We start from the raw sequence: 22,442 nt of genomic DNA, 5'->3' as shown, positions 1-22,442 counted from the left end.
CTGCAGGATGAGCGCGTCGAGCCCGGTCAACGACTATCCGGATCCCCTCATTCAGCAACGGAGCAGGCGACGCACGCCTTGGTCGCCCGTTCTCCCTCCCAGGTAGGCTGAAACTCCCATGTTGCCTAGGAGTATCGGCCGATGCGCAATCCCCGGCGCTCGTTCACAGTGGTGGATGGTAGCAGTAAAGGTCCACGCTCCGGCCTCTGGGGCCGGGATTGCTCGGGAGAAAGCCATGACTATCCGCAAAAAAATCGCATCGCCGACGAGCGACCTTACCGATGACACGGATGCCAACCTGTTTCCCATCACGATCGCCTCCACCAACCCGACAGACGCCGCCCCCGCCAGCACTGCCATCACCACCGCCTGCGCCCTGAGCGTCGAGGCGACGGGGGTGAACGTTTCGCTGGACGAAACCGCCGGGTTGCAAAACAGCACGGCCACCGCAAGCCCTGCGGGAGACGCTGACGACAATGACATTCTGATCTCGGCGCTGCCCTCGGTCTTCGCTACCCGCTTGACAGCGCTGGGGGCCGGTACCGCAACAGGTGCAGCCCTGAGTGGTTATACAGGTGCGGTGGGCAACACCGGCAGTGATGCTTTCACCATCACCGCTGCACCCGGCGGCAGCGTTACCGATGTCAGCTTCACCGACAGCCTGGGCGCACCGCTCAATGGCCTGGACAGCGGACTCGATACCCTCGATGGCACCAGCATCCTTCTCTATACCGATACCAACAACAACATCCTGCTGGGCCGAGCCGGGGGCCCAGCCGGCGCAATCGTGTTCGCGGCCTACATTGAAGAAACCGGATCGCCGGTCACCGGCGGCAAGATCTGGACCGTGGAATACCAGCCGCTCAAGCATCCGGATGCCAGTAACCCGGACGATGCCCTCAACCTGCTGGACAAGGTGTTCATCGGCGCCAGCCAGGACCTGGGATTCAGCCTGGCCAATGCGCCCTCCGGGCAGAACCTGTTCCTGATGTTCACGACGGCGAACCCGACCGTGGTTGACGACGGTGGGGTCCTGCGGATCACGGATCCGACCGTTATCGCCACCGGCAAGGACCCCGCCGACCAGTCAAGCGGCGCCAATATAACGACGGGCGACACGATCAACACCAGCCAGGGGGGGGGGCCGACCACCTTTGGCACCAACAATCAGATGATCGTGGAGCAGGAAGGCATCCGTTTTTCGTTCGTCACCGGTGCCAGGCAGAATGTGACCGTTCCCAACCTTAGTCAGAACGAAGCAGATGTTGAAGCCAACATCGACTTTACCGACGTCTTCAATACGAGGTCGGCCGCGTTCGACGTCGTGCAGTTGCAAAGCGGCAAGAGCGCGGTGGTAAAAATCAGCGCATTCAGCACCGCTGCTGAACCTGGCGTGAATTTCATCAACGGTTATGCCAATGATGCGTCGGTTGCAATCAGCAATGTTCGCGTCATCAACATCAGCACCGGGCTGGTGATCGAGAACTCGGACGGCTCGGTGAATGATCCGGCCATTGTCATCAGCTTTGCTTCCGGGGTTGCCACCATCACCGGCGTTAAGGCCGGCTACCAGATTGAGTACACCACAACGGCCGACCACAACCGCGTGCTCATCGAGAATGGCGCGGCCATCGACGCCAAGGGCAATAACCACGCCGATTTCGATATCGGTGGCTTCACGATGCGCCAAGCCTCTACCACGACCGCCGAAATCGGCTCGAAGATAATCTTCGAGGACGACGGCCCGAGCATTAGCACCACTGGCACCGAGCCAACGCTGACCGTCGATGAAACCGTACTCGCAACCGACGCCACGCAGAACTTTGCCGCCAACTTCACCTCGGCGTTCGGCGCCGATGGCGCCGGCACCCTGACCTATGCGCTGGGCGTGGTGGCCGGAGCTTCCGGCTTGACCGACACTGCTAGCGGTGAGGCCGTCAACCTGTCGCTCAATGGCACAGTGGTGGAAGGCCGCACGGCGACGACCAATCAACTGGTGTTCACCGTCAGCGTCGCTGCCAACGGTGATGTCACCCTCGACCAGCTTCGCGCCGTGGTGCATCCCGACGCGACCGATCCGGATGACTCCACCAGTTTGACCTCGGACAACCTGGTGACCCTGACGGCAACCAAAACCGACGGAGATGGCGACAGTGTCCAGGCCACCCTGAACATCGGGCAGAACCTGGTGTTCAAGGATGACGGCCCAAGCATCAGCACCACCGGCACCGAGCCAACGCTGACCGTCGATGAAACCGTGCTGGCAACCGACGCCACGCAGAACTTTGCCGCCAACTTCACCTCGGCGTTTGGCGCCGATGGTGTCGGCACCCTGACCTATGCGTTGGGCGTGGTAGCCGGGGCCTCGGGGCTGACCGACACGGCCAGCGGTGAGGCGGTCAATCTGTCGCTTAATGGCACAGTAGTCGAAGGCCGTACGGCGACGACCAACCAACTGGTGTTCACCGTCAGCGTCGCTGCCAACGGTGACGTCACCCTCGACCAGCTTCGCGCCGTGGTGCATCCCGACGCGACCGATCCGGATGACTCCACCAGTTTGACCTCGGACAACCTGGTGACCCTGACGGCAACCAAAACCGACGGGGACGGCGACAGTGCCCAGGCCACCCTGAACATCGGGCAGAACCTGGTGTTCAAGGATGACGGCCCAAGCATCAGCACCACCGGCACCGAGCCAACGCTGACCGTCGATGAAACCGTGCTGGCAACCGACGCCACGCAGAACTTCGCCGCCAACTTCACCTCGGCGTTTGGCGCCGATGGTGCCGGCACCCTGACCTATGCGCTGGGCGTGGTGGCCGGGGCCTCGGGGCTGACCGACACGGCCACTGGTGAGGCGGTCAACTTGTCGCTCAACAGCGGTGTGGTCGAAGGCCGCACGGCGACGACCAACCAACTGGTGTTCACCGTCAGCGTCGCTGCCAACGGTGACGTCACCCTCGACCAGCTTCGCGCCGTGGTCCATCCCGACGCGACCGATCCGGATGACTCGACCAGCCTGACCTCGGACAACCTGGTGACCCTGACGGCAACCAAAACCGACGGAGATGGCGACAGTGTCCAGGCGACCCTGAACATCGGGCAGAACCTGGTGTTCAAGGATGACGGCCCAAGCATCAGCACCACCGGCACCGAGCCAACGCTGACCGTCGATGAAACCGTGCTGGCAACCGACGCCACGCAGAACTTTGCCGCCAACTTCACCTCGGCGTTTGGCGCCGATGGCGCCGGCACCCTGACCTATGCGCTGGGCGTGGTGGCCGGAGCTTCCGGCTTGACCGACACTGCTAGCGGTGAGGCCGTCAACCTGTCGCTCAATGGCACAGTAGTCGAAGGCCGTACGGCGACGACCAACCAACTGGTGTTCACCGTCAGCGTCGCTGCCAACGGTGATGTCACCCTCGACCAGCTTCGCGCCGTGGTCCACCCCGACGCGACCGATCCGGATGACTCCACCAGTTTGACCTCGGACAACCTGGTGACCCTGACGGCAACCAAAACCGACGGAGATGGCGACAGTGTCCAGGCGACCCTGAACATCGGGCAGAACCTGGTGTTCAAGGATGACGGCCCAAGCATCAGCACCACCGGCACCGAGCCAACGCTGACCGTCGATGAAACCGTGCTGGCAACCGACGCCACGCAGAACTTTGCCGCCAACTTCACCTCGGCGTTTGGCGCCGATGGTGCTGGCACCCTGACCTATGCGCTGGGCGTGGTGGCCGGAGCTTCCGGCTTGACCGACACTGCTAGCGGTGAGGCGGTCAACCTGTCGCTCAATGGCACAGTGGTGGAAGGCCGCACGGCGACGACCAACCAATTGGTGTTCACCGTCAGCGTCGCTGCCAACGGTGATGTCACCCTCGACCAGCTTCGCGCCGTGGTGCATCCCGACGCGACCGATCCGGATGACTCCACCAGTTTGACCTCGGACAACCTGGTGACCCTGACGGCAACCAAAACCGACGGGGACGGCGACAGCGTCCAGGCCACCCTCAACATCGGGCAGAACCTGGTGTTCAAGGATGACGGCCCAAGCATCAGCACCACTGGCACCGATCCGACGCTGACGGTGGACGAAACCGTGCTGGCAACCGACGCCACGCAGAACTTCGCCGCCAACTTCACCTCGGCGTTTGGCGCCGATGGTGCTGGCACCCTGACCTATGCGCTGGGCGTGGTGGCCGGGGCCTCCGGACTGACCGACACCGCCAGCGGTGAGGCGGTCAACCTGTCGCTCAATGGCACAGTGGTGGAAGGCCGCACGGCGACGACCAACCAACTGGTGTTCACCGTCAGCGTCGCTGCCAACGGTGATGTCACCCTCGACCAGCTTCGCGCCGTGGTGCATCCCGACGCGACCGATCCGGATGACTCCACCAGTTTGACTTCGGACAACCTGGTGACCTTGACGGCAACCAAGACCGACAAGGACGGTGACAGCGCCCAGGCCACCCTCAACATCGGGCAGAACTTGGTGTTCAAGGACGATGGCCCGAGTATCAGCACCACCGGTACGGAACTGACGCTGACGGTGGACGAAACCGTACTAACAACCGACGCCACGCAAAACTTTGCCGCCAACTTCACCTCGGCGTTTGGCGCCGATGGTGCTGGCACGCTGACCTATGCGCTGGGCGTGGTGGCCGGGGCCTCCGGGCTGACCGATTCCGCCACCGGTGAGGCAGTCAACCTATCGCTCAACGGCGGCGTGGTGGAAGGCCGCACGGCCACGACCAATCAACTGGTGCTCACCGTCAGCGTTGCCGCCAACGGTGACGTCACCCTCGACCAGCTCCGCGCCGTGATCCATCCCGACGCGACCAATCCGGATGATTCGACCAGCCTGGCCTCGGACAACCTGGTGACCCTGACGGCAACCAAGACCGACAAGGACGGTGACAGCGCCCAGGCCACCCTCAACATCGGGCAGAACCTGGTGATCAAGGACGACGGCCCGGCACTCGCATTCGGCAACCTGATCGGGACCGGTAGCGTCCTTGCGCAATACGGCTTCTGGAGCAAGTCGGCCGGTGCCGATGGGCTGGGGGCGACGGGCCTGAACATCTCGTTGGTCAATGGCCAGTTCACCCTCGTCAGGCCCGACAACACGACCACGACCGGGACCGGCACGCTCACCGAGCTGGTGCCCTCGCCGGACCTCAATGGTGCGTACCAGTTCGCCGGGACCTTGACCGGTGACTTCGACAACAACGCCGCAACGGCGGACACCACCGTCGACTACACGCTGACCGCCTTTGCCAATGGCAGCTATGCATTGGATCTGGTGCAAGGCTTTGCTTCGACGATCGTGCTCAGCAGTGCCGACGGCGCACTCGCTGCCGGCGGTCCGGACCCGGTGCGCACCTTGTTGATTCCAGAGCCGGATGACCCGGCTATCCCTTCGCCCTCCGAGGAGATTGTGTTCTTTTCCGCCAAGGCGCTTGCGTCTACGGCGGACATCCTGACCGGCATCGGGCTCGGAGAACCCGACCCCACTGAAGCTGCGCTGCAGACCAACCCCTTGCCAGCGTACATAGACCCGGCGGCCATGAACGTCAGCACAGCCGGCATTGGCGTTGCCAATAACCTCTTCCAAGGGGACAACCTGGCAGCCATCAGCAACGCCGATGAAAGTTTCGTCATCAACCCGGAGAGCCTGCTGACAGCCATGAGGGTGTTCATCGACAACTCCGTGGGGGGATACAACACGGCGACCGAGGACCTGTACTACAGGATCTACTACGAGGATGGCACGTTCTCCAACCTCATCGAGGTCAACACCCTGACGCCGGAGGCCGGTGGACAGGTCTCCTTCCTCGTTGAGAAGCAGGGCACGGCGCTGATCGACGCGGTTCAGCTGACGATGGCCAGGGGCGAGATCAAGATCCCGGTGATCCAGTTCATCCAGGAGACCGAGAGCCTGGCCAGCGATGTCAAGCTGGCGTTCAATGCGACGCTGACGGACAAGGACGGGGACACAGCGACCAGTGCGTTCGACGCCAACCTGTTCGCCAACGACGCGGCCAACGCAACGTTCGACTTCACCCTGATCGGCACGGGCGGTGAGCAGGATGCCTTCAACATCGATCTGTCAGTCGCCGAGAACCTGTACCAGGTCACCGGCTTCGATGTGAGCCTAAGCCTGCGCGACACGCTGGTGCTCAACGGCGACCAGAGCGCCGTTGTCCAATCGATCGACAACAGCGGTGCAGACAGCATCGTGACGGTTGCCGAGACGGGCGGACAGACAACGACCATCACCCTGGTCGGGGTCGATCTGCTCAATAGCGACATTGTGTTTGGCGGTGCCTGAGGCCGCGCATGTGTGAAAGGATGCGAGGGTGGTGCAAACCACTCTCGCATTTTTTTGCAGTTCCAATATGAGCCTTTGCTCAAAGGCTATCCGGATCCCCAAAAAACATCTGAATCCTCGACCGTAACCACCGCTCCCCCGGATCATTATCCTGCGACCCGCGCCAAGCCATGTGCAGCTCGAAGGTCTGCACCTCCAGCGGCGGGTCCTCGGCGCGCAGGCCGCCGGCGGCGGTCAGGACTTCGGCGGTGTAGTCGGGTACGGTGGCGATGATGTCGGTGCCGGTCAGCAAACTGCCCAGGCCGTTGAACTGCGGCACCGCGAGGACCACATGGCGCTTGCGCCCGACCTTTTCCAGGATCTCGTCCATGAACCCGCCCAGGTCGCCGGCAAACGACACCAGGGCGTGGGGGCGGGCGCAGAAGTCGTCAAGGCTCAGGCTGCCCGGCATGCTGTCAGCCCGCAGTACCTTGGGTTTGCTGCGCCGCAGCACCTTGCGTTTGGCGTTGGCCGGCAGGTCGTTGGTCCAGCTGACGCCCACGGAGATTTCCCCCGAGGCCAGTAGCGCCGGCATCAGCAGGTAGTTGACCCGGCGCACCACCAGGACGATGCCCGGGGCTTCGGCGCGCACGCGCTTGAGCAATTGCGGCAGCAGGGCGAACTCGGCGTCGTCGGACAGGCCGATACGAAACACCGTGGTGCTGGTGGCCGGATCGAAGTCGGCGGCGCGGCTGACCGCGGTGGAGATCGAGTCCAGTGCCGGCGAGAGCAGGGCGAAGATTTCCATGGCCCGCGCCGATGGTTCCATGCTGCGCCCGGTGCGCACGAACAACGGATCATCGAACAGGTTGCGCAGGCGCGAGAGGGCGGCGCTGATGGCCGGCTGGCCGAGGAAGAGTTTCTCCGCCGCGCGGGTCACGCTACGCTCGTGCATCAGGGTCTCGAAGACGATCAGCAGGTTCAGGTCGACGCGACGCAAGTCGTTACGGTTCATCGGCTCGGCTTCACAAGGCGGTTGGGGCAGGGGTGAATCTTACGGGTAAAGGCTGGTACCCTGCACCGCATAAATTGATGAAGGCTGAACTAGCATCAATCAATGACAGGCATGTTGACTATTAATGGCCACTGATGGTCTAACCGTCAAAGCCCGGATAGAGTTCAGGGCATTAGAGGTTCAATTGGCGAGGTTTGCGATGTCCCGCATGATCCGTTTCCACAAGTTCGGCCCGGCCGAGGTGCTCAAGATCGAAGAGCAGGCTCAGGCGCAGCCGGCCGCCGGCGAGGTGCAGATTCGTGTAGAAGCGATCGGCATCAGCTGGTACGACGTGCTCTGGCGGCAGAACCTGGCGCCGTCTCAGGCGCGCCTGCCTGCCGGGATCGGGCACGAGATGGCGGGCGTGGTCACAGCCGTGGGCGAGGGTGTCGACGACTTGGCTATCGGTGACAAGGTCGCCAGTTTTCCGGCCAGCAGTGCCAACGAGCATCCGGTCTACGGTGAAGTCATCGTCATGCCGCGCAACGCGCTGACCCGTTATCCGGACATTCTCTCGCCGGTCGAGGCCAGCGTGCATTACACGCCGCTGCTGATCGCCTATTTTGCCTTTGTCGACCTGGCCCGGGCCAAGGCCGGGCAAACGGCGCTGATCACCGACGCCAGCCACTGCGCCGGCCCTGCTTTCGTGCAGTTGGGCAAGGCCCTGGGCCTGAAAGTGTTCGCCGCGACCAAAGAGGCCGACCAGCGTGACTACCTGATCAGGCTCGGTGCCGACAAGGTGATCGTCACCGAAGAGCAGGACTTGCTCATGCAGATCAACAAGTACACCGACAACCGCGGTGTCGACATGGTGCTTGACGGCCTCGGCGGCCCGCAGATGGCCCTGCTCGGTGATGCCCTGGCGCCGCGGGGCAGCCTGGTGCTGTACGGCCTGCAGGGCGGCAACCAGACGCCGTTCCCGGCCTGCGCGGCGTTCCAGAAGAACATCCAGTTCTTCGTCCATTGCATCGGCAACTTCACCGGCAAGCCGGAACTGGGCATCAGTCAGGACCAGGTGGCGCTGCAGCGTGCCCTGCGCGATATCAACCAGTTCACCGCCGACAAACTGCTCACGCCGCTGATCATCAAGACCTATCCGTTCGAGAAAGTGGTCGAGGCACATCGCTACATGGACGAGTGTCCGTGCGGCGGCAGGCTGGTGCTGGACCTGTCGTTGCCCGGGTAATACGCGCAACGAAACGCAACAACACTGAAGCCCGAGCCGTGACTCGGGCTTTTTTGTGGGTATTTCCTAGGCTGGTTTCGGATATTTCCACGGTGACTTTTCCCGGTGTTACGACAGTATTCTTGCTATGTTCAAACAAGAGGAAAAGTGCTGTGATGTTGTCTGAATAATAACTGTTGGGTGGCCGGTTCTGAATTGTTTTTTTACCCTGATCTGTATCTTTTATTCGCCCGGCAACGCCCGATAATAGTTCGTCAATGGTCGTCTCATGGAGCGAGGCAAGATGGGTCGTAAGCCGAGGGTTAGAGGCGTTGTGCTGCCAGGCTGGGGAGGGGGAGCCAGGAGGAATAATAGTTTCTGAAGTTATTTTCCGTAGGAGGTTGTAGGAAGTTTCTTAGGATGAATTTTGTTTATCCTCCTTTGCTGATTGAAAGTTCTTCGCTGGGGTATTTTTCTTTCAGGTCGCCATATTCTGAATAGCGGGTATGTGTTATGGGCAGCATTCACGATCAGGCCATGCAATATATTTATCAGCAAGTGTTGCAGCGCTTGCTGGAGCACTTGTCACAAGCCCAGCGGGCGTCCTTGCAACTGCTGATACAGCGCTTGATCGTCGCAGCCGGCGGTATCGAACGCATTGGCGGGTTCAAGCTGATGTTCACCCAGGATGGCAGCCAGAATGCCAGCCATGCGCTGGCCTGCCTGCGCGCGGCGCAGTTGAGCATTGCTGCGCGGTCGCCGGGTACGTTTCAGCTGCGCGTTGCCGTGGTCCGCCAGCCGGGCATGAGCGCTACGGCGGTGAGCAATATCGAGCACGGCTTCTCGGCGTTGTTCCTGCATGACGACCCACGGGTCGAACTGTTGATGCTCGTCGATCAGCAGTTGCTGCCTTTTGACAGCCGGCACTGTCCTTCTGCCAGTCAACAGCAGGCTGAACGTCATGAACTGCTGCTGTTCGGTCATTTGCTGGCAGGGCTGCCACGCGCAGGTTTTGGCAGCCATGGCTACTTGCGCCTGGCCGAGCTGTGTCGCCAGGCCCTCGACTGGCGTGGCGGCGTCGACGCCATCATCAGCGCCCAGCCGCTGCTTGAGCGCAGGCGCTACCTGGCCTGGAGCCGCAGGGCCCTGCGTGAGGAGGACCTGCTGAGCATCAGGCCTATCCACAGTTGCGCCGCCTCACTGTGCGAGGGCTTGAGCGAACTGCGGCGGCGCTACCTGGAGCAGTTGTACGGCCAGGCGAAAACCTTCCCTCAGGCCGCGGTCGGTGACGTGTGTGCGCCGGCGATGCGCTTCATCACCATCGATGATCTGGTTCACGACCCCGACGTGCCCCATGACGAGCGCTTGAACCGCTTCCTGGGGTATCGCTTTGATGAGCAGTATTACGCCTGCGCACGCTCGGGCACGGCCAATCCGTTGCTGCTGGCGCACCTGAGCGGGCTGCATGCGCAGTTCATCGAAGACAGCGATTACCGTGAAGGTGTCGATGCCTACCTGCGCCAGGCGCGGTTGCTGATGCAGCGCAATGGTCTGCCGCGAGCCGTGCAGGTTCGCGTGTTGGGCCGCTGGCAGAACGCCGAGCAGTTGCAGCAACGCCGGGCCCAGGCCAATGAGTTTGCCTTGCAGGCCTATGGCCTGAGCGAGGCGCAACTGGTTTGCCAGCTGTTTGCGCCATTCGTCTCCCGTGGCTTGCGGCTCGAGGTATTTCTGCGCCGCTGTCATCCCGGCATGCTGGTGGCGTTGCCCTATCTGCACAAGGCGTTGCAGCAGTTGCCCGCGCCTGAGCCGGTGGTGCAATGGATGATCGACATCAGCGGCCTGAGTTTGCCACTGCTGCAGATGCTCTATCAGCGAGAGCCGCAGCCCAGTGCCCGGCCGCGTTCGCTGCTGGCGCGTATTCAGGGCCGCGGCGCGGACCTGCAACACCTGCGCCTGGCGCCGACGGCATGGACCTGGCTCAAGGCCGAGCAGCCTGGCGGCCATGGATGAAAGCGCCGGCGCAAGGCGAGTTCGCCTATCGGGCAGTGTACCGTTACCTGGTCGAACTGATTGCTCAGATGGCACCGGGCAGTTACAGCAAGCTGCCTTCGCTGCGTGACCTTGCTCAACGCCTTGACGTGTCGATTTCCACGGTGCAGTACGCCTATTCACTGCTCGAGCATGAGGGCCGGGTACAGCCGGTGCCCAAGTCCGGCTACTTTGCCAAGGTGCCGGCACTGGACGGCCAGCCGCGCAGTGGCGGTGATTTGCTTCAGGACCTGCAGGAGCATGCCAACTCGCCGCAGATGCTGGTGCTCAGCGGCGGCCAGGCGCAGGCCTTGCCATCGATCGAGGCAACGCTGTTGGGTATCGAGCGCCAGCTGTTGCGTCAGTATCCGCGGCTTGCCGGTGCGCCCCAGCCATGGGGCGATCTGCAGCTGCGCACCGCCCTGGCGGCGCGCTACACCCGCTCGGCGCAGCTGTACTGGAGTGCCGAGGATGTCTACCTGGCGCTGGATGTACGTTCGTTGCTGGAGACCACCCTGGCGGCCCTTGAGTTGCATAACAGTGCGGTGCTGGTCACCACACCCTGTTCCTGGCGCCTGTTGCGGGTGTTTCAGGCTGCCCGGATTCGGGTCATTGAACTGCCCTTGGGCCCTGAGGGTGGCCTGGACCTCGAGCAGCTCGCCCGGCTGCTACGTGAAGAGCCGGTGCGCCTGGCCATGCTGTCGTCACGCCTGAGTGTCCCGCAGGGCAGCCTGATGCCGGAGGCTGACCGCAAGGCCATGGCGCAGCTCCTTGACGTGCACGGGGTGTGGTTACTGGAGAACGACCTGGAGGCCGAGCTGTGCTTCCAGCCTGCGGCGGCGGGCTATCTGCGCGAGCTGGTCGACCCGCAACGCTTGCTGGTGTTCTCTTCGCTGGAGCGCAGTGTCGGTGCCGAGGCGCCTTATGCCTACCTGCTGTCCCGGAACTGGCATGGGCCCTTGCACCGGCAGTTTCTGTTGCGCGGTTTTCGCTTGCCGCCCTTGCGCCAGCAAGCGGTAGCACGTTTGTACAGCAAGGGCCGCATCGACCGGCACCTGGAGCAACTGCGCTTGCGCTTGCACGAGCGCCTGAGCCACCTGTACCGGCAGATGCAGCTGTACCTGGGGGGGCCAGTTGGAGTTCCAGATGCCGGCGGGTGGCGCCTGTATCTGGGTGCGGGCGCCGGTGGATACCCGGCCGTTGTTCCATCGTTTGCTGCAGCAAGGCCTGGTAATCGCCCCGGGCGAACTGTTCAGCTTGCGTGGCGACTTTCGTCGGCATTTGCGCCTGGGCTGGCCGCTGGGGCCGCAAGGGGACCTGCAGTACGGCCTGAGCATCCTCAGTGACGAGCTGCGGCGCACCCAGCAGGCCAGCTGAGCCCCCGCGCATCGGCGTCAGCGGCGCAATGTCGCGCAGTAGTCCTGTTCCGGTTGCGCGGCGGTGTACCAGACAAAGTCCGCGCTTTCGGCGCTGACGGTCTTGCCGGCCTCGGCCAGTATCAGCACCGGGTCGCTGCCGGGTGCTCCCAGGTCGATCAGGTGCAGCGGTACGCCCAGGTCCTTGCGCACATGGAATGCCCCGGCCAGTAACAGCGCCGGGCTGGGCGCGGCCAGCAGGCGTTCGGCCATGCGCCGGTCGCGTTGTTGCTGCACCGCCAGCATTGCCGGCATCTGGGGCTCGGGCAGCAAACCGCAATGGGACGAGCGAATGTCAGCGAGCAGGGTGGCTTGAACCTGTTGGGTGGTGGAGGCGTGGCCTTCGAGCGTCGGGCGCTGTGTATAGACCTGCATTACCTGCGCCCGGTCCAGGTTGGCGGCCAGCAGGGCATAGGGCTGGCGCAGCGCATAGGTCACCAGCGGTCCGTACAGGCTCCAATCCCAACCGGCTTGCCAGGCCAGCGCCTGGATCGGGTCGGCAGGTGGCTGCCCTGCGCGCGATGCGGCCTGCACGGCATCGACCCGATTCTGTTGGTCGGGGTTGAGCATTTCCAGCAACAGGCTGCCTTGCGGGCGCCGGGCTGCCAGTTCGCGCAACAGCCACAGTTGCAGGGCGTGATGGTCGGGGTTGTCGTGCTGCTCGCCGACCAGCACCCGTGGTGCCGCAGCCAGGCGCTCGACCAGTTGCTGCGGGGTCAGGGTACGGCCGCTGGCCAACTCGCGGATCATGCCAACGTCGGCGTGATCGCGCCCATGGGGCGCTATCGGTGCCGGTGGTGGCAGAACCTGATGGGATTGGCAGGCAGCCAGCAGGCCGACCAGGCAGAGCAGTCCTATGCGCATGGGATTTCCTTGTCGTCATGGATCGTAATCGCCAGCAAGAGCCTACGTTGGTCGCACGCAGGTTGCCAGACCAATGAGTCTGTATGTATAACCAGTGTTCCAGTTGCCAGCCCGTACTGTCCCGTGATCGCTCATTCCGTCGACGACCCGTTCTATTACCTGCACAACTTCCAGCAAGTGCTCGACTGGATCGAGTTGCGCTATGCCGACCTGCTCGACGACCAGGAGCAGGCCTTCATCCGCCAGTTTCGCCAGCAACCGCAGGCAGCCCGGGCTTTATTGGTGCGCATGGTGATGCGCAAGGGGCTGCTGTTTCGCCCGAGCAAGCTCGACTACGCCGAAATCGGCCCGGCACAGGCAGCGTTGGCGCCCTTGCTGGCTCTGGGCTGGGTGGCCGATGACAGCCTGCTGAGCCTGGAGCAATTGTTCCATCTGCTGCGCAAGGACGAGCTGGCCAGCGGCTTTGCCGAGTGGCTCGAGCGCCCGCGGGCCGCCAAGCGCGAGCTGCTGGCCCAGCTGCAGGCACTCGATCTGCAGCCCCGGCCGCTGCAGGCATGGCTGCCCGGCTTCGATGAGCCGATCATCGAGTTGCGCCTGCAGGCCTTGTGTGACCGCTTGCGTCTGCTGTTCTTCGGCAACCTGTACCAGGACTGGTCGGAATTCGTGCTCGCCGACCTTGGCTTGCTGCGCTACGAACAAGTGGCCTTCAGCGACGACTCGCGGGCGTTGCGCAAACGCAGCGATATCGATGTCGCGCTGGCCTTGCACCAGTGCGGTGAATGGCTTGAGCAGGGCATGGCCCTTGAGCAGGTGGTCGAGCACATCGAGTGCCTGGACAGCGACAACCCCTGGTTGCTGCGCCGGCGCTCACGGCTGCTGTATCAGCTTGGCCAGCACAGCGAGCGCCTGGCCGACTGGCAACTGGCCTTGCGCATCTACCCGCGTAGCCAGCATCCGCAGGCGCGCATTCGTCAGGTGCGGGTGCTGGAGCGTAGCGAGCAGTGGGCACAGGCGTTCGAGCTGGCCTCGCAGATTGCCCGGCAACCGGCCAATGGCCTTGAGGTCCAGGCCCTGGCGCGGATGTTACCGCGTTTGCAGCGCAAGCTGGGCGGGCCGGCGCAGCCACGGCGGGCCAAGCCGCAGGTCAGCCTGGTCGAGCTGCAGTTGCCGGCCGAGCTGGCGGCCCTGGGGGTGGAGCAGGCCGTGCAGTTGCACCTGGGGCAGGGCGGTGGGCAGGTGCATTACGTCGAGAACGGCCTGTTCAACAGCCTGTTCGGCCTACTGTGCTGGGAGGCGATCTTCGCACCGTTGCCTGGCGCGTTTTTCCACCCGTTCCAGAGCGCGCCGCAGGATTTGCATGACGCCGAGTTTCATGGCCGGCGCAGCGAGCTGTTCGCACGTTGCCTGGGGCAACTGGACGATGGCAGCTACCGGCAGACCATCCGCCGCCATTTCATCAGCAAGCAGGGCCTGCAATCGCCTTTCGTTTATTGGCAGCTGCTTAGCGAAGCGCTGCTTGAGCAGGCCCTGGCCTGCCTGCCCGCGGCGCACCTGAAAAGCTGCTTCGAGCGCCTGCTTGACGACATCCAGGGTAACCGTTCGGGCATGCCCGACCTGATCCAGTTTTGGCCCGAGCAGCAGCGCTACCGCATGATCGAGGTCAAGGGCCCGGGCGATCGCCTGCAGGACAGCCAGCTGCGCTGGATCGAGTTCTGCGCCGGGCACGGCCTGCCGGTGGAAGTCTGCCACGTGCAATGGGCACCATGAGCTACCGTGTGGCGGTGCGGGCGCTGTGTGAGTTCAGCGCCAAGGTCGGCGACCTCGACCTGCGCTTCACGCCGTCGCCCACCGCCGAGGAGGGCATCAGCGGCCATCGTCGGGTAGTGGCCGGACGGGGTGAGGGGTATGAGACCGAAGTCAGCCTTGAGGGGCAGTACGCGACCTTGCAAGTGCGCGGCCGTGCCGACGGTTACGATCCGCGGCTCAATCGCCTCGAAGAAATCAAGACCTACCGCGGCGACCTGGCCCGCCAGCCCGACAACCACCGGCAACTGCACTGGGCCCAGGCGCGGGTCTACGGTTGGTTGCTGTGCCAGCAGCGCCAGTTGCCGGTGTTGCGCCTGGCGCTGGTCTACCTGAATGTCGACAGTGATGAACAGACGCTGGTCGAAGAACAACGCAGCGCCCAGGAGCTTGAGCAGTTTTTCAATGGCCAATGCGCGATCTTCCTGCACTGGGCCGAGCAGCAGATGCTGCGTCAGGTTTCGCGCAATCAGGGCTTGCAGGCCCTGGCATTCCCCCATGGGCAGTTTCGCCAAGGCCAGCGCGAGCTGGCCGAAACCGTGTACAAGGCGGTCAGCACCGGCCGCTGCCTGATGGCCCAGGCCACCACCGGCATTGGCAAGACCCTCGGCACCCTGTTCCCGTTGCTCAAGGCGATGGCCCCCCAGCAACTGGACAAAATCCTCTTCCTCACCGCCAAAACCCCTGGCCGTGCCCTGGGGCTGGAGGCGCTTCGGCAGGTGATGGCCAGCGCTACCCAGCCTGCGCTGCGCAGCTTGGAGCTGGTGGCCCGCGACAAGTCCTGTGAATACCCCGGCACGGCCTGCCATGGTGATGCCTGCCCGTTGGCCAAGGGCTTTTACGACCGCCTGCCCGCAGCGCGCCAGGCCGCCCAGGCCGTGGCAGTGCTGGACCAAGCGGCGCTGCGCGAGGTGGCCCTGGCCCATCAGGTCTGCCCCTATTACCTGGGCCAGGAGATGGCCCGGTGGGTCGATGTGCTGGTGGCCGACTACAACTACTACTTCGACCAGAGCGCCTTGCTGTATGGCTTGGCCCAGGCCAACCAGTGGCGCCTGGCACTGCTGGTGGACGAGGCGCACAACCTGGTCGAGAGGGCCCGGCAGATGTACAGCGCCAGCCTCGACCAGGGCCAGTTGCTGGCCCTGCGCAAGCTTAAGCCCGCAGGCCTGAGCAGCGCCCTGGACCGTCTCAACCGCCAGTGGAACGCCCTGCACAAGGAGCAGGTGGCGCCTTATCGGGTGGTTGACGGCTTGCCCGAGGCGCTGCTCAGGGCCTTGCAGCAGTGTGTCGGGGCGATCCAGGAGCAACTGAACCAGAACCCGACCGGCATTGACCCGGCTGTGCTGCAGTTCTTTTTCCAGGCGCTGCAGTTCACCCGCGTCAGCGAGTTGTTCGACGAACACTTCCTGTTTGATATCAGCAAGCGCCCGGGCCCGGGCAAGCGTGCCTTGTCGACCCTGTGCCTGCGCAATGTGGTACCCGCAGCGCTGATCGGCCCCCGGCTGGCGGCAGCGCGCAGTGCCACGCTGTTTTCCGCGACCCTCAGCCCGCGCCACTACTACGCCGACCTGCTCGGCATGCCCGCCGATTGCGCCTGGCTCGAGGTTGCCTCTCCGTTTGCCGCCGAGCAATTGCAGGTGCAGGTGATCAGCAGCGTCTCGACCCGATACCAGCACCGGGAAGCCTCCCTGGCACCGATCGTCGAGCTGATTGCCGAGCAATATGGGCGTGCGCCGGGCAATTACCTGGCGTTTTTCAGCAGCTTTGAGTACCTGCAGCAGGTCTCGGCCTTGTTGGCTGCGCGCTATCCGGCCATCAGCCAATGGCGCCAGGCACCGGGCATGGATGAGCAGCAGCGCCAGGACTTTCTCGAACGTTTTGCTCCCCAGGGCCAGGGCGTGGGCTTTGCCGTGCTCGGTGGGGCCTTTGCCGAAGGCGTCGACCTGCCCGGCACGCGCCTGATCGGTGCGTTTGTCGCCACCCTCGGGTTGCCCCAGGTCAACCCGGTCAACGAACAGATCAAGCTGCGCATGGCCCGGTTGTTCGGCGCGGGGTTCGACTACACCTACCTGTATCCCGGGGTACAGAAGGTCATTCAGGCGGCAGGACGGGTGATTCGTGGCACGCAGGATCGTGGCACGGTATTGCTGATCGATGACCGCTTCGCCGAAGCCCGTGTACAACGCATGTTTCCGGCCTGGTGGGCGCCACAGTAGAAATAATTGCCACGCCAGGGATCGTCACCGTCGCAAGCTTGTCAAAGTGCCAGTAAACTGCCTGTTTTCATTACCCTGAACATCCTTTCTTGAGGTTTTGCATGAAGCTCAGTCCTTTGGCGGGCAAACCGGCCCCGGCCTCCGTGCTGGTGGATATCCCGCAACTGTTGACCGCCTACTACACCGGCCAGCCCGATGCCAGCATCGCCACCCAGCGCGTTGCCTTCGGCACCTCCGGCCACCGCGGCAGCTCTCTGGAGCTGAGCTTCAACGAACACCACGTGTTGGCCATCAGCCAGGCCATCTGCCTGTACCGTCAGGCCAAGGGCATCGATGGCCCGTTGTTCATCGGCGCCGACACCCACGCGTTGTCGACCCCGGCCGCAGCAAGCGCGCTGCAGGTCCTGGCGGCCAACGGCGTTGAGGTCATGCTGTCCAAGGATGACGAGTACACCCCGACCCCGGCGGTGTCCCATGCCATCATCTGCTACAACCGCGGACGCAGCAGCGGCCTTGCCGACGGTATCGTCATCACCCCGTCGCATAACCCGCCGCAAAGCGGCGGCTTCAAGTACAACCCGCCCAATGGCGGCCCGGCCGACAGCGATGTCACCAAGTGGATCGAGGCCAAGGCCAACGAGCTGCTGGCGGTGGGCCTGGCGGGCGTCAAGCGCATCTCCCATGAACAGGCGCTGGCAGCCAGCACCACCCATCGTCATGACTATGTCGCCAGCTATGTCGCCGATCTGGAAAACGTCATCGATTTCGACGTGATCCGCAGCGCCAACCTGCGCCTGGGCGTCGACCCGCTGGGTGGGGCAGGGGTGCGCTACTGGTCGGCGATTGCCGAGCACTACAAGCTGAACCTGGAAGTGGTCAACACCGAGGTCGACCCGACCTTCCGCTTCATGTCGGTCGACTGGGACGGACAGATCCGCATGGACCCGTCTTCGCCGTATGCCATGCAGGGCCTGATCGGCCTGCGCGAGCGTTTCGACGTGGCGTTCGCCTGCGACCCGGACCACGACCGCCACGGCATCGTGACCCCGAACGGCCTGCTGGCGCCGAACAACTACCTGGCCGTGGCCATCGACTACCTGTTCCAGCACCGTCCGCAATGGCGTAGCGACGCCGCCGTGGGCAAGACGGTGGTCAGCAGTGGCCTGATTGACCGCGTCACCGCGCGCTTGGGGCGTCGTTTGTTTGAGGTGCCGGTGGGCTTCAAGTTCTTCGCCGACGGTCTGTTCGACGGCTCCCTGGGCTTTGGTGGCGAGGAGAGCGCCGGCGCCTCGTTCCTGCGCAAGGACGGCAGCGTCTGGACCACTGACAAGGACGGCCTGATCCCGGCGCTGCTGGCGGCGGAAATCACTGCCCGCACTGGCCGCGACCCAAGCCAGGCCTATGCCGAACTTACCGCCAAGCTGGGCGAGCCGTTCGCCACCCGCGTCGAGGCCAAGGCCAACCCGCAGCAAAAGGCCCTGCTGAGCAAGCTGGCGCCCGAGCAGGTCAAGTCGACGATGCTGGCCGGCGAGCCGATCGAGCAGATCCTCAGCCATGCACCGGGCAACAACCAGGCCATTGGTGGCCTCAAGGTGATGACCGCCAACGGCTGGTTCGCCGCGCGGCCGTCGGGGACCGAGGACATCTACAAGATCTACGCCGAAAGCTTCATCGATGAAGCGCATTTGCAGCGCCTGGTGGCTGAAGCCCAGGAACTGGTGGATGCGGCGATTGCCTGACCGCTAAAAGCATCGCTGGCAAGCCAGCTCCCACAGGTGTTGCAAATATCTGAGAGATATCACCTGACCTGTGGGAGCTGGTCTTGCCAGCGATGGGCCGCATAGCGGCCCTAGGCTACATCGACCAGCACGATCTCGCTGTCCTGCACCGCCGTCACCCTGAGCACCGGCTCGTCCTCGATCGCCACCCCGTCACGGGCTTCGGCGCGCAAACCGTTGATTTCAACCTGGCCCTTGGCCGGCACCAGGTAGCCACGGCGCCCGGCTTCGAAGCGGTACTCGGCGGTTTCTCCTGCCTGCAAGGTCGCTGCCACCAGGCGTGCATCGGCACGAATCTGCAGGCTGTGCTCATCGCCCTCGCGGCCACTGGCCAAGGTCACGAAGCCTTCACCGCGCTCGCCTTTGGGGAACGGCCGGGTCCCCCAGGAAGGCGCCTGGCCAACGCGCTCAGGGACGATCCAGATCTGGAAGATGCGCGTATCGACCTTCTCCAGGTTGTATTCGCTATGGGTGATGCCGGTGCCGGCACTCATCACCTGCACGTCACCGGCCTCGGTGCGGCCCTTGTTGCCAAGGTTGTCCTGGTGGCTGATGGCGCCTTCGCGCACATAGGTGATGATCTCCATGTCGCGGTGCGGGTGCGGCGGGAAGCCGCTACCCGCAGCAATCAGGTCGTCGTTCCAGACCCGCAGGTTGCCCCAGTGCATGCGCGCCGGATCGTAGTACTCGGCGAACGAAAAGTGATGATGGGCATCGAGCCAACCATGGTTGGCATGGCCAAGGCTCTTGAATGGGCGCAGTTGCAGCATGTTGGCTCTCCTCGAAAGGTAGTGGATGGAGGAGATGATCTATCAAATAATGATCGAAAATAAGCGTAAATTTCGGCTGAATACAATCAATATTGTCGATATATAGAGCTAGGGTAATTTGTACGCTTCATCGCCTAATTCACTGATCTGCAAGCAATCGGCTGGTGATTTTTGCCCGATGGAGCGAACATGGCCGCTGGTTTTCATTGTGTTGGAGTCGGTGTGTCTGAAGAGCGTCCCAAGCTACCCCTGGAGTTGATTGCGCCCGCGCAGCTGCCGTGGCTGCGTCGCCTGGCCGCGCGCCTGCTCGGGCGTGGCCTGAGCCACTTGCAGGCGCAGCATCGCGATTCCTGGTTCCAGGGCCATGCCAGCGGTCAGCGCACCGGTCATGCCGATGGCCTGCGCGAAGGCTACGAAGAAGGGCGGATCGACGGCTATGAGGCCGGGCGCCAGGTCCTGGTGATCCGCGACACCCGCCCCGACGCTCACGCTGTGCCCGGGCTGGACGACGCGCTGTTCGATGACTGGCGCCTGGCGCTGACTGCCGAGCTGAAGAAACGCTTCAAGGCCGACGTTGCCCAGCGCCTGCCGGCCCATGCCCAGCCAAGCGCGGCGCAGTGGAAGATGATCTTCAGCGACACGCCGTCAACCTGCGTGATTGCCGGCGCCGGCGCCGGCAAATCGACCTCGCTGGTGCTGCGCATCCTGCTGCTGCGCCATTACCTGGGCTACGAGCTGGACGCCATGACCGTGGTGACCTTCACCCGCGAATCGCGCAAGGATTTCATCAATCGCCTGGTCCAGGTATTTGCCCTGTGGCAACTGGACCTCAGCCAGGCCCAGGCCCGTGAGCTGGTGCGTACCTTCCATTCGCGCATCTTGCCGCTGGTGCGCAGCTTGCCGGGCTTTAGCCAGGTGCGCGCGTTCGAGACCCTGGGCAGCGAAATGCCCGGCGGCAGCGAAGCCAGCGCCGAGAGCAATCCGTTCGACCTGCGCATCAACGATGCCCAGCGTCAGCAGCTCAACCTCTGCTATCGCGACCTGCTGGGCAGCAGCCCGCGCTTTGCCGAGCTGATCGCCAGCCTGCGCCGCGAGGCCCTGCAGCTCAAGGCGCTGGACCGTGATCACCCCGACGTGCAAAAGCGCGTGGCAGTGACCCAGCTGTCCGCCAGCCGCGACGAAGAGCTGTGCGACACGCTCGAAGACCTGTGGTTCGCCGCCGGCGCCTGGCCGATCAAGGGCATCGAACCGAGCCGCGAAACGGTCGAGATCAACGGCAGCCGTTTTCATTTCCACGGCCATATCGCCGAGTTGGACGCTTATGTCGTGCTCGGCTTCGACCCCAAGGAAAACCAGCAGTACAAGCGTCCCAGCGCCAAGCTGCCGGTGTGGGCGGAGTGGGTGATAAAGCGCACCCTGTTTCAAGCTTTCTGTGATAAGCCTGTGATTTGGCTGGAAAACTACTCTGCTGCCAAGCGCCTGGCTTCGTCCCTGGCAGGCGATGCGGTGGCTGGGCCCGGCTTCGATTACAAGGTCAAGGGTGAGCTTGCCGCAGCCCCTTTGCTGGATGCCTTTGTCGGCGCCGCCGGCTTTATCGAGAACCTCGGGCTTGAGGTCAACACCGCAGTCGCCGCCATGAGTTTCCCGGCGGGCGACAACGATGCGCTGTTCTTCGAAGCGCTGGGCCTGTACTGGAAAGCCCTGGAAGCGCACCTGCTTGGCCAGTCGCCGCCGATCATGAGCTACAACCGCATGTTCGCCCTGTTCGGCGAGAACAACCCGGAGAATCTGCGGCTGTTGCCCGATCCGCTGTTACGGCCGTTGGCGCACCTGATGATCGATGAGTTCCAGGACGTCTCGCCGCAGATCGTCTCCTGGCTGCGCGCCTGCCTGCGCGAAATCCGCCGCCGCGGCCCGGCCATGCAGGTCGGGCGGGTGGCGCAGCATTCGTCGTTGCTGTGCGTGGGTGATGACTGGCAGTCGATCTATGGCTGGCGTGGCAGTTCACCCAAGTACTTCATGGAGTTCGCCAAGGAATTTCCGGCGCCGAGCAGCACCCGGGTCATGCTCGCCGACAACTACCGCAGCCATCAGCACATCATCGATGCCGCCGAGCACATCGTGAAGTCGGCCCCGGCTATCAGCGGCAAGAAAGCCAGGGCGTGCGGACCGGCAGCCGAAACGCCAGTACCGGTCAAGGTGCTTGAGCGTGACGAGGCGAGCCTGGCCGAGACACTGCTGGAGCATTACCGCAAGGGCGAGTCGGTGATGTTGCTGTACCGCAAGAGCAGCGACAAGGCGGCGATTGCCGACCATTTGCAGGCATTGGTCAACCACGAGGCCGGGTTGCCGGCGGCACAACGGCGCCTGCGCCAGCTGACTTATCACAGCGCCAAGGGGCTACAGGCCGATGCGGTGTTCATGCTCGGCGATTGTCAGCACCTGACCAACTCACCGTACAAGAACCAGGTGTATCGCCAGGCAGGTCTAGGCCGCAACGGCGATGCCCAGGCGTTCGACAACGCACAGAAGGACGAGGTGTTGCGCCTGGCCTACGTGGCCATTACCCGGGCGGCGAAGCACTGTTACTGGTATGTCGAGAAGCCGACGGCAGAGGCGGCCAACCTGCCACGGGCGTCGAGCCAGGTGGATGGGCGCAAGGTGTTCTTCGAGGATGGGCGGGAAATGGCCCGCAGTTGATTTTGGCGCTGCCTGGATTACGACCGCTGCGCGCTCGATCGCTGGCAAGGCCAGCTCCCACTGGTTGTGCGGACACAGATCCAATGTGGGAGCTGGCTTGCCAGCGATGAGGCGTGAATCAGGCCTTCAGGGCCGCATCCGGCGCCACCGCCGGCACCGGCTTGCCGGTGGCCGCTTCAACCCGGCGGGCGACCGCCGGGTCGTCGGCGAAGGGGATCAGGCTGGCTTGATCGTCCACTTCGCCGTTGTGGCGCTGCAGGCAGGCACTGGTGACCAGGTAGAAGAACAGTACGCCGCTCAGGCAGTACAGTGCATACAGCCAGTCATCCATCT

At 63.6% G+C, this 22,442-nt stretch carries 12 protein-coding genes; 8 read left to right on the top strand and 4 right to left on the bottom strand.

Features of this window, described 5'->3' with window-relative positions:
* Positions 1–235 precede the first annotated feature (235 nt).
* Positions 236–6,337: a DUF5801 repeats-in-toxin domain-containing protein gene (locus tag BV82_RS15315; protein WP_215444965.1), complete on the top strand. Its 6,102-nt coding sequence runs from the start codon at positions 236–238 to the stop codon at positions 6,335–6,337.
* 79 nt (positions 6,338–6,416) lie between these two features.
* Here the strand turns inward: BV82_RS15315 and BV82_RS15310 are convergent, their stop codons facing one another.
* Positions 6,417–7,331, bottom strand: coding sequence for a LysR family transcriptional regulator (locus tag BV82_RS15310; protein WP_036997037.1), 915 nt, complete (start codon positions 7,329–7,331; stop codon positions 6,417–6,419).
* A gap of 199 nt (positions 7,332–7,530) precedes the next feature.
* Between BV82_RS15310 and BV82_RS15305 the strand changes: the two genes are divergently transcribed.
* The 3 genes from BV82_RS15305 to BV82_RS15295 all read left to right on the top strand — a co-directional run bounded on the left by BV82_RS15305 (position 7,531) and on the right by BV82_RS15295 (position 11,909).
* Positions 7,531–8,556 (top strand): zinc-dependent alcohol dehydrogenase family protein, encoded by a 1,026-nt coding sequence (locus BV82_RS15305; protein WP_010225212.1) that lies wholly within the window; start codon positions 7,531–7,533, stop codon positions 8,554–8,556.
* 516 nt (positions 8,557–9,072) lie between these two features.
* Positions 9,073–10,545 carry a hypothetical protein gene (locus BV82_RS15300; protein ID WP_145959322.1) on the top strand — a complete coding sequence of 491 codons (1,473 nt, stop codon included), beginning with the start codon at positions 9,073–9,075 and terminating at the stop codon, positions 10,543–10,545.
* Positions 10,542–11,909, top strand: coding sequence for an aminotransferase class I/II-fold pyridoxal phosphate-dependent enzyme (locus BV82_RS15295; RefSeq protein ID WP_244993520.1), 1,368 nt, complete (start codon positions 10,542–10,544; stop codon positions 11,907–11,909). The genes BV82_RS15300 and BV82_RS15295 overlap by 4 nt, the downstream gene beginning before the upstream one ends.
* Before the next feature lie 48 nt (positions 11,910–11,957).
* Here the strand turns inward: BV82_RS15295 and BV82_RS15290 are convergent, their stop codons facing one another.
* Positions 11,958–12,842 (bottom strand): ChaN family lipoprotein, encoded by an 885-nt coding sequence (locus tag BV82_RS15290; protein ID WP_036997038.1) that lies wholly within the window; start codon positions 12,840–12,842, stop codon positions 11,958–11,960.
* A 123-nt stretch (positions 12,843–12,965) separates the two neighbouring features.
* Between BV82_RS15290 and BV82_RS15285 the strand changes: the two genes are divergently transcribed.
* The 3 genes from BV82_RS15285 to pgm all read left to right on the top strand — a co-directional run bounded on the left by BV82_RS15285 (position 12,966) and on the right by pgm (position 18,600).
* Complete coding sequence (locus tag BV82_RS15285) at positions 12,966–14,609, top strand: VRR-NUC domain-containing protein (protein ID WP_036997039.1); 1,644 nt, start codon at positions 12,966–12,968, stop codon at positions 14,607–14,609.
* Positions 14,606–16,861 (top strand): ATP-dependent DNA helicase, encoded by a 2,256-nt coding sequence (locus tag BV82_RS15280; protein WP_036997046.1) that lies wholly within the window; start codon positions 14,606–14,608, stop codon positions 16,859–16,861. Before BV82_RS15285 ends, BV82_RS15280 begins: the two co-directional genes overlap by 4 nt.
* A gap of 101 nt (positions 16,862–16,962) precedes the next feature.
* Positions 16,963–18,600 carry a phosphoglucomutase (alpha-D-glucose-1,6-bisphosphate-dependent) gene (gene pgm, locus BV82_RS15275; RefSeq protein WP_036997040.1) on the top strand — a complete coding sequence of 546 codons (1,638 nt, stop codon included), beginning with the start codon at positions 16,963–16,965 and terminating at the stop codon, positions 18,598–18,600.
* 110 nt (positions 18,601–18,710) lie between these two features.
* Here the strand turns inward: pgm and BV82_RS15270 are convergent, their stop codons facing one another.
* Positions 18,711–19,409, bottom strand: a complete 699-nt coding sequence (locus BV82_RS15270) for a pirin family protein (protein WP_036997041.1) — start codon at positions 19,407–19,409, stop codon at positions 18,711–18,713.
* Positions 19,410–19,598: 189 nt separating this feature from the next.
* Here BV82_RS15270 and BV82_RS15265 point away from each other — a divergent pair, with 189 nt between their 5' ends.
* Positions 19,599–22,109, top strand: coding sequence for a UvrD-helicase domain-containing protein (locus tag BV82_RS15265; protein WP_036997044.1), 2,511 nt, complete (start codon positions 19,599–19,601; stop codon positions 22,107–22,109).
* Positions 22,110–22,227: 118 nt separating this feature from the next.
* Here the strand turns inward: BV82_RS15265 and BV82_RS15260 are convergent, their stop codons facing one another.
* The gene (locus BV82_RS15260) at positions 22,228–22,440 is read right to left on the bottom strand and encodes a hypothetical protein (protein WP_010225226.1); all 213 of its coding nucleotides are present in this window, start codon (positions 22,438–22,440) and stop codon (positions 22,228–22,230) included.
* Between the last annotated feature and the right edge of the window lie 2 nt (positions 22,441–22,442).

Origin of the sequence: Pseudomonas donghuensis (assembly GCF_000696345.2) — a bacterium.
Lineage (GTDB): Bacteria > Pseudomonadota > Gammaproteobacteria > Pseudomonadales > Pseudomonadaceae > Aquipseudomonas > Aquipseudomonas donghuensis.
This window is presented reverse-complemented; position numbering and strand designations above follow the sequence as displayed.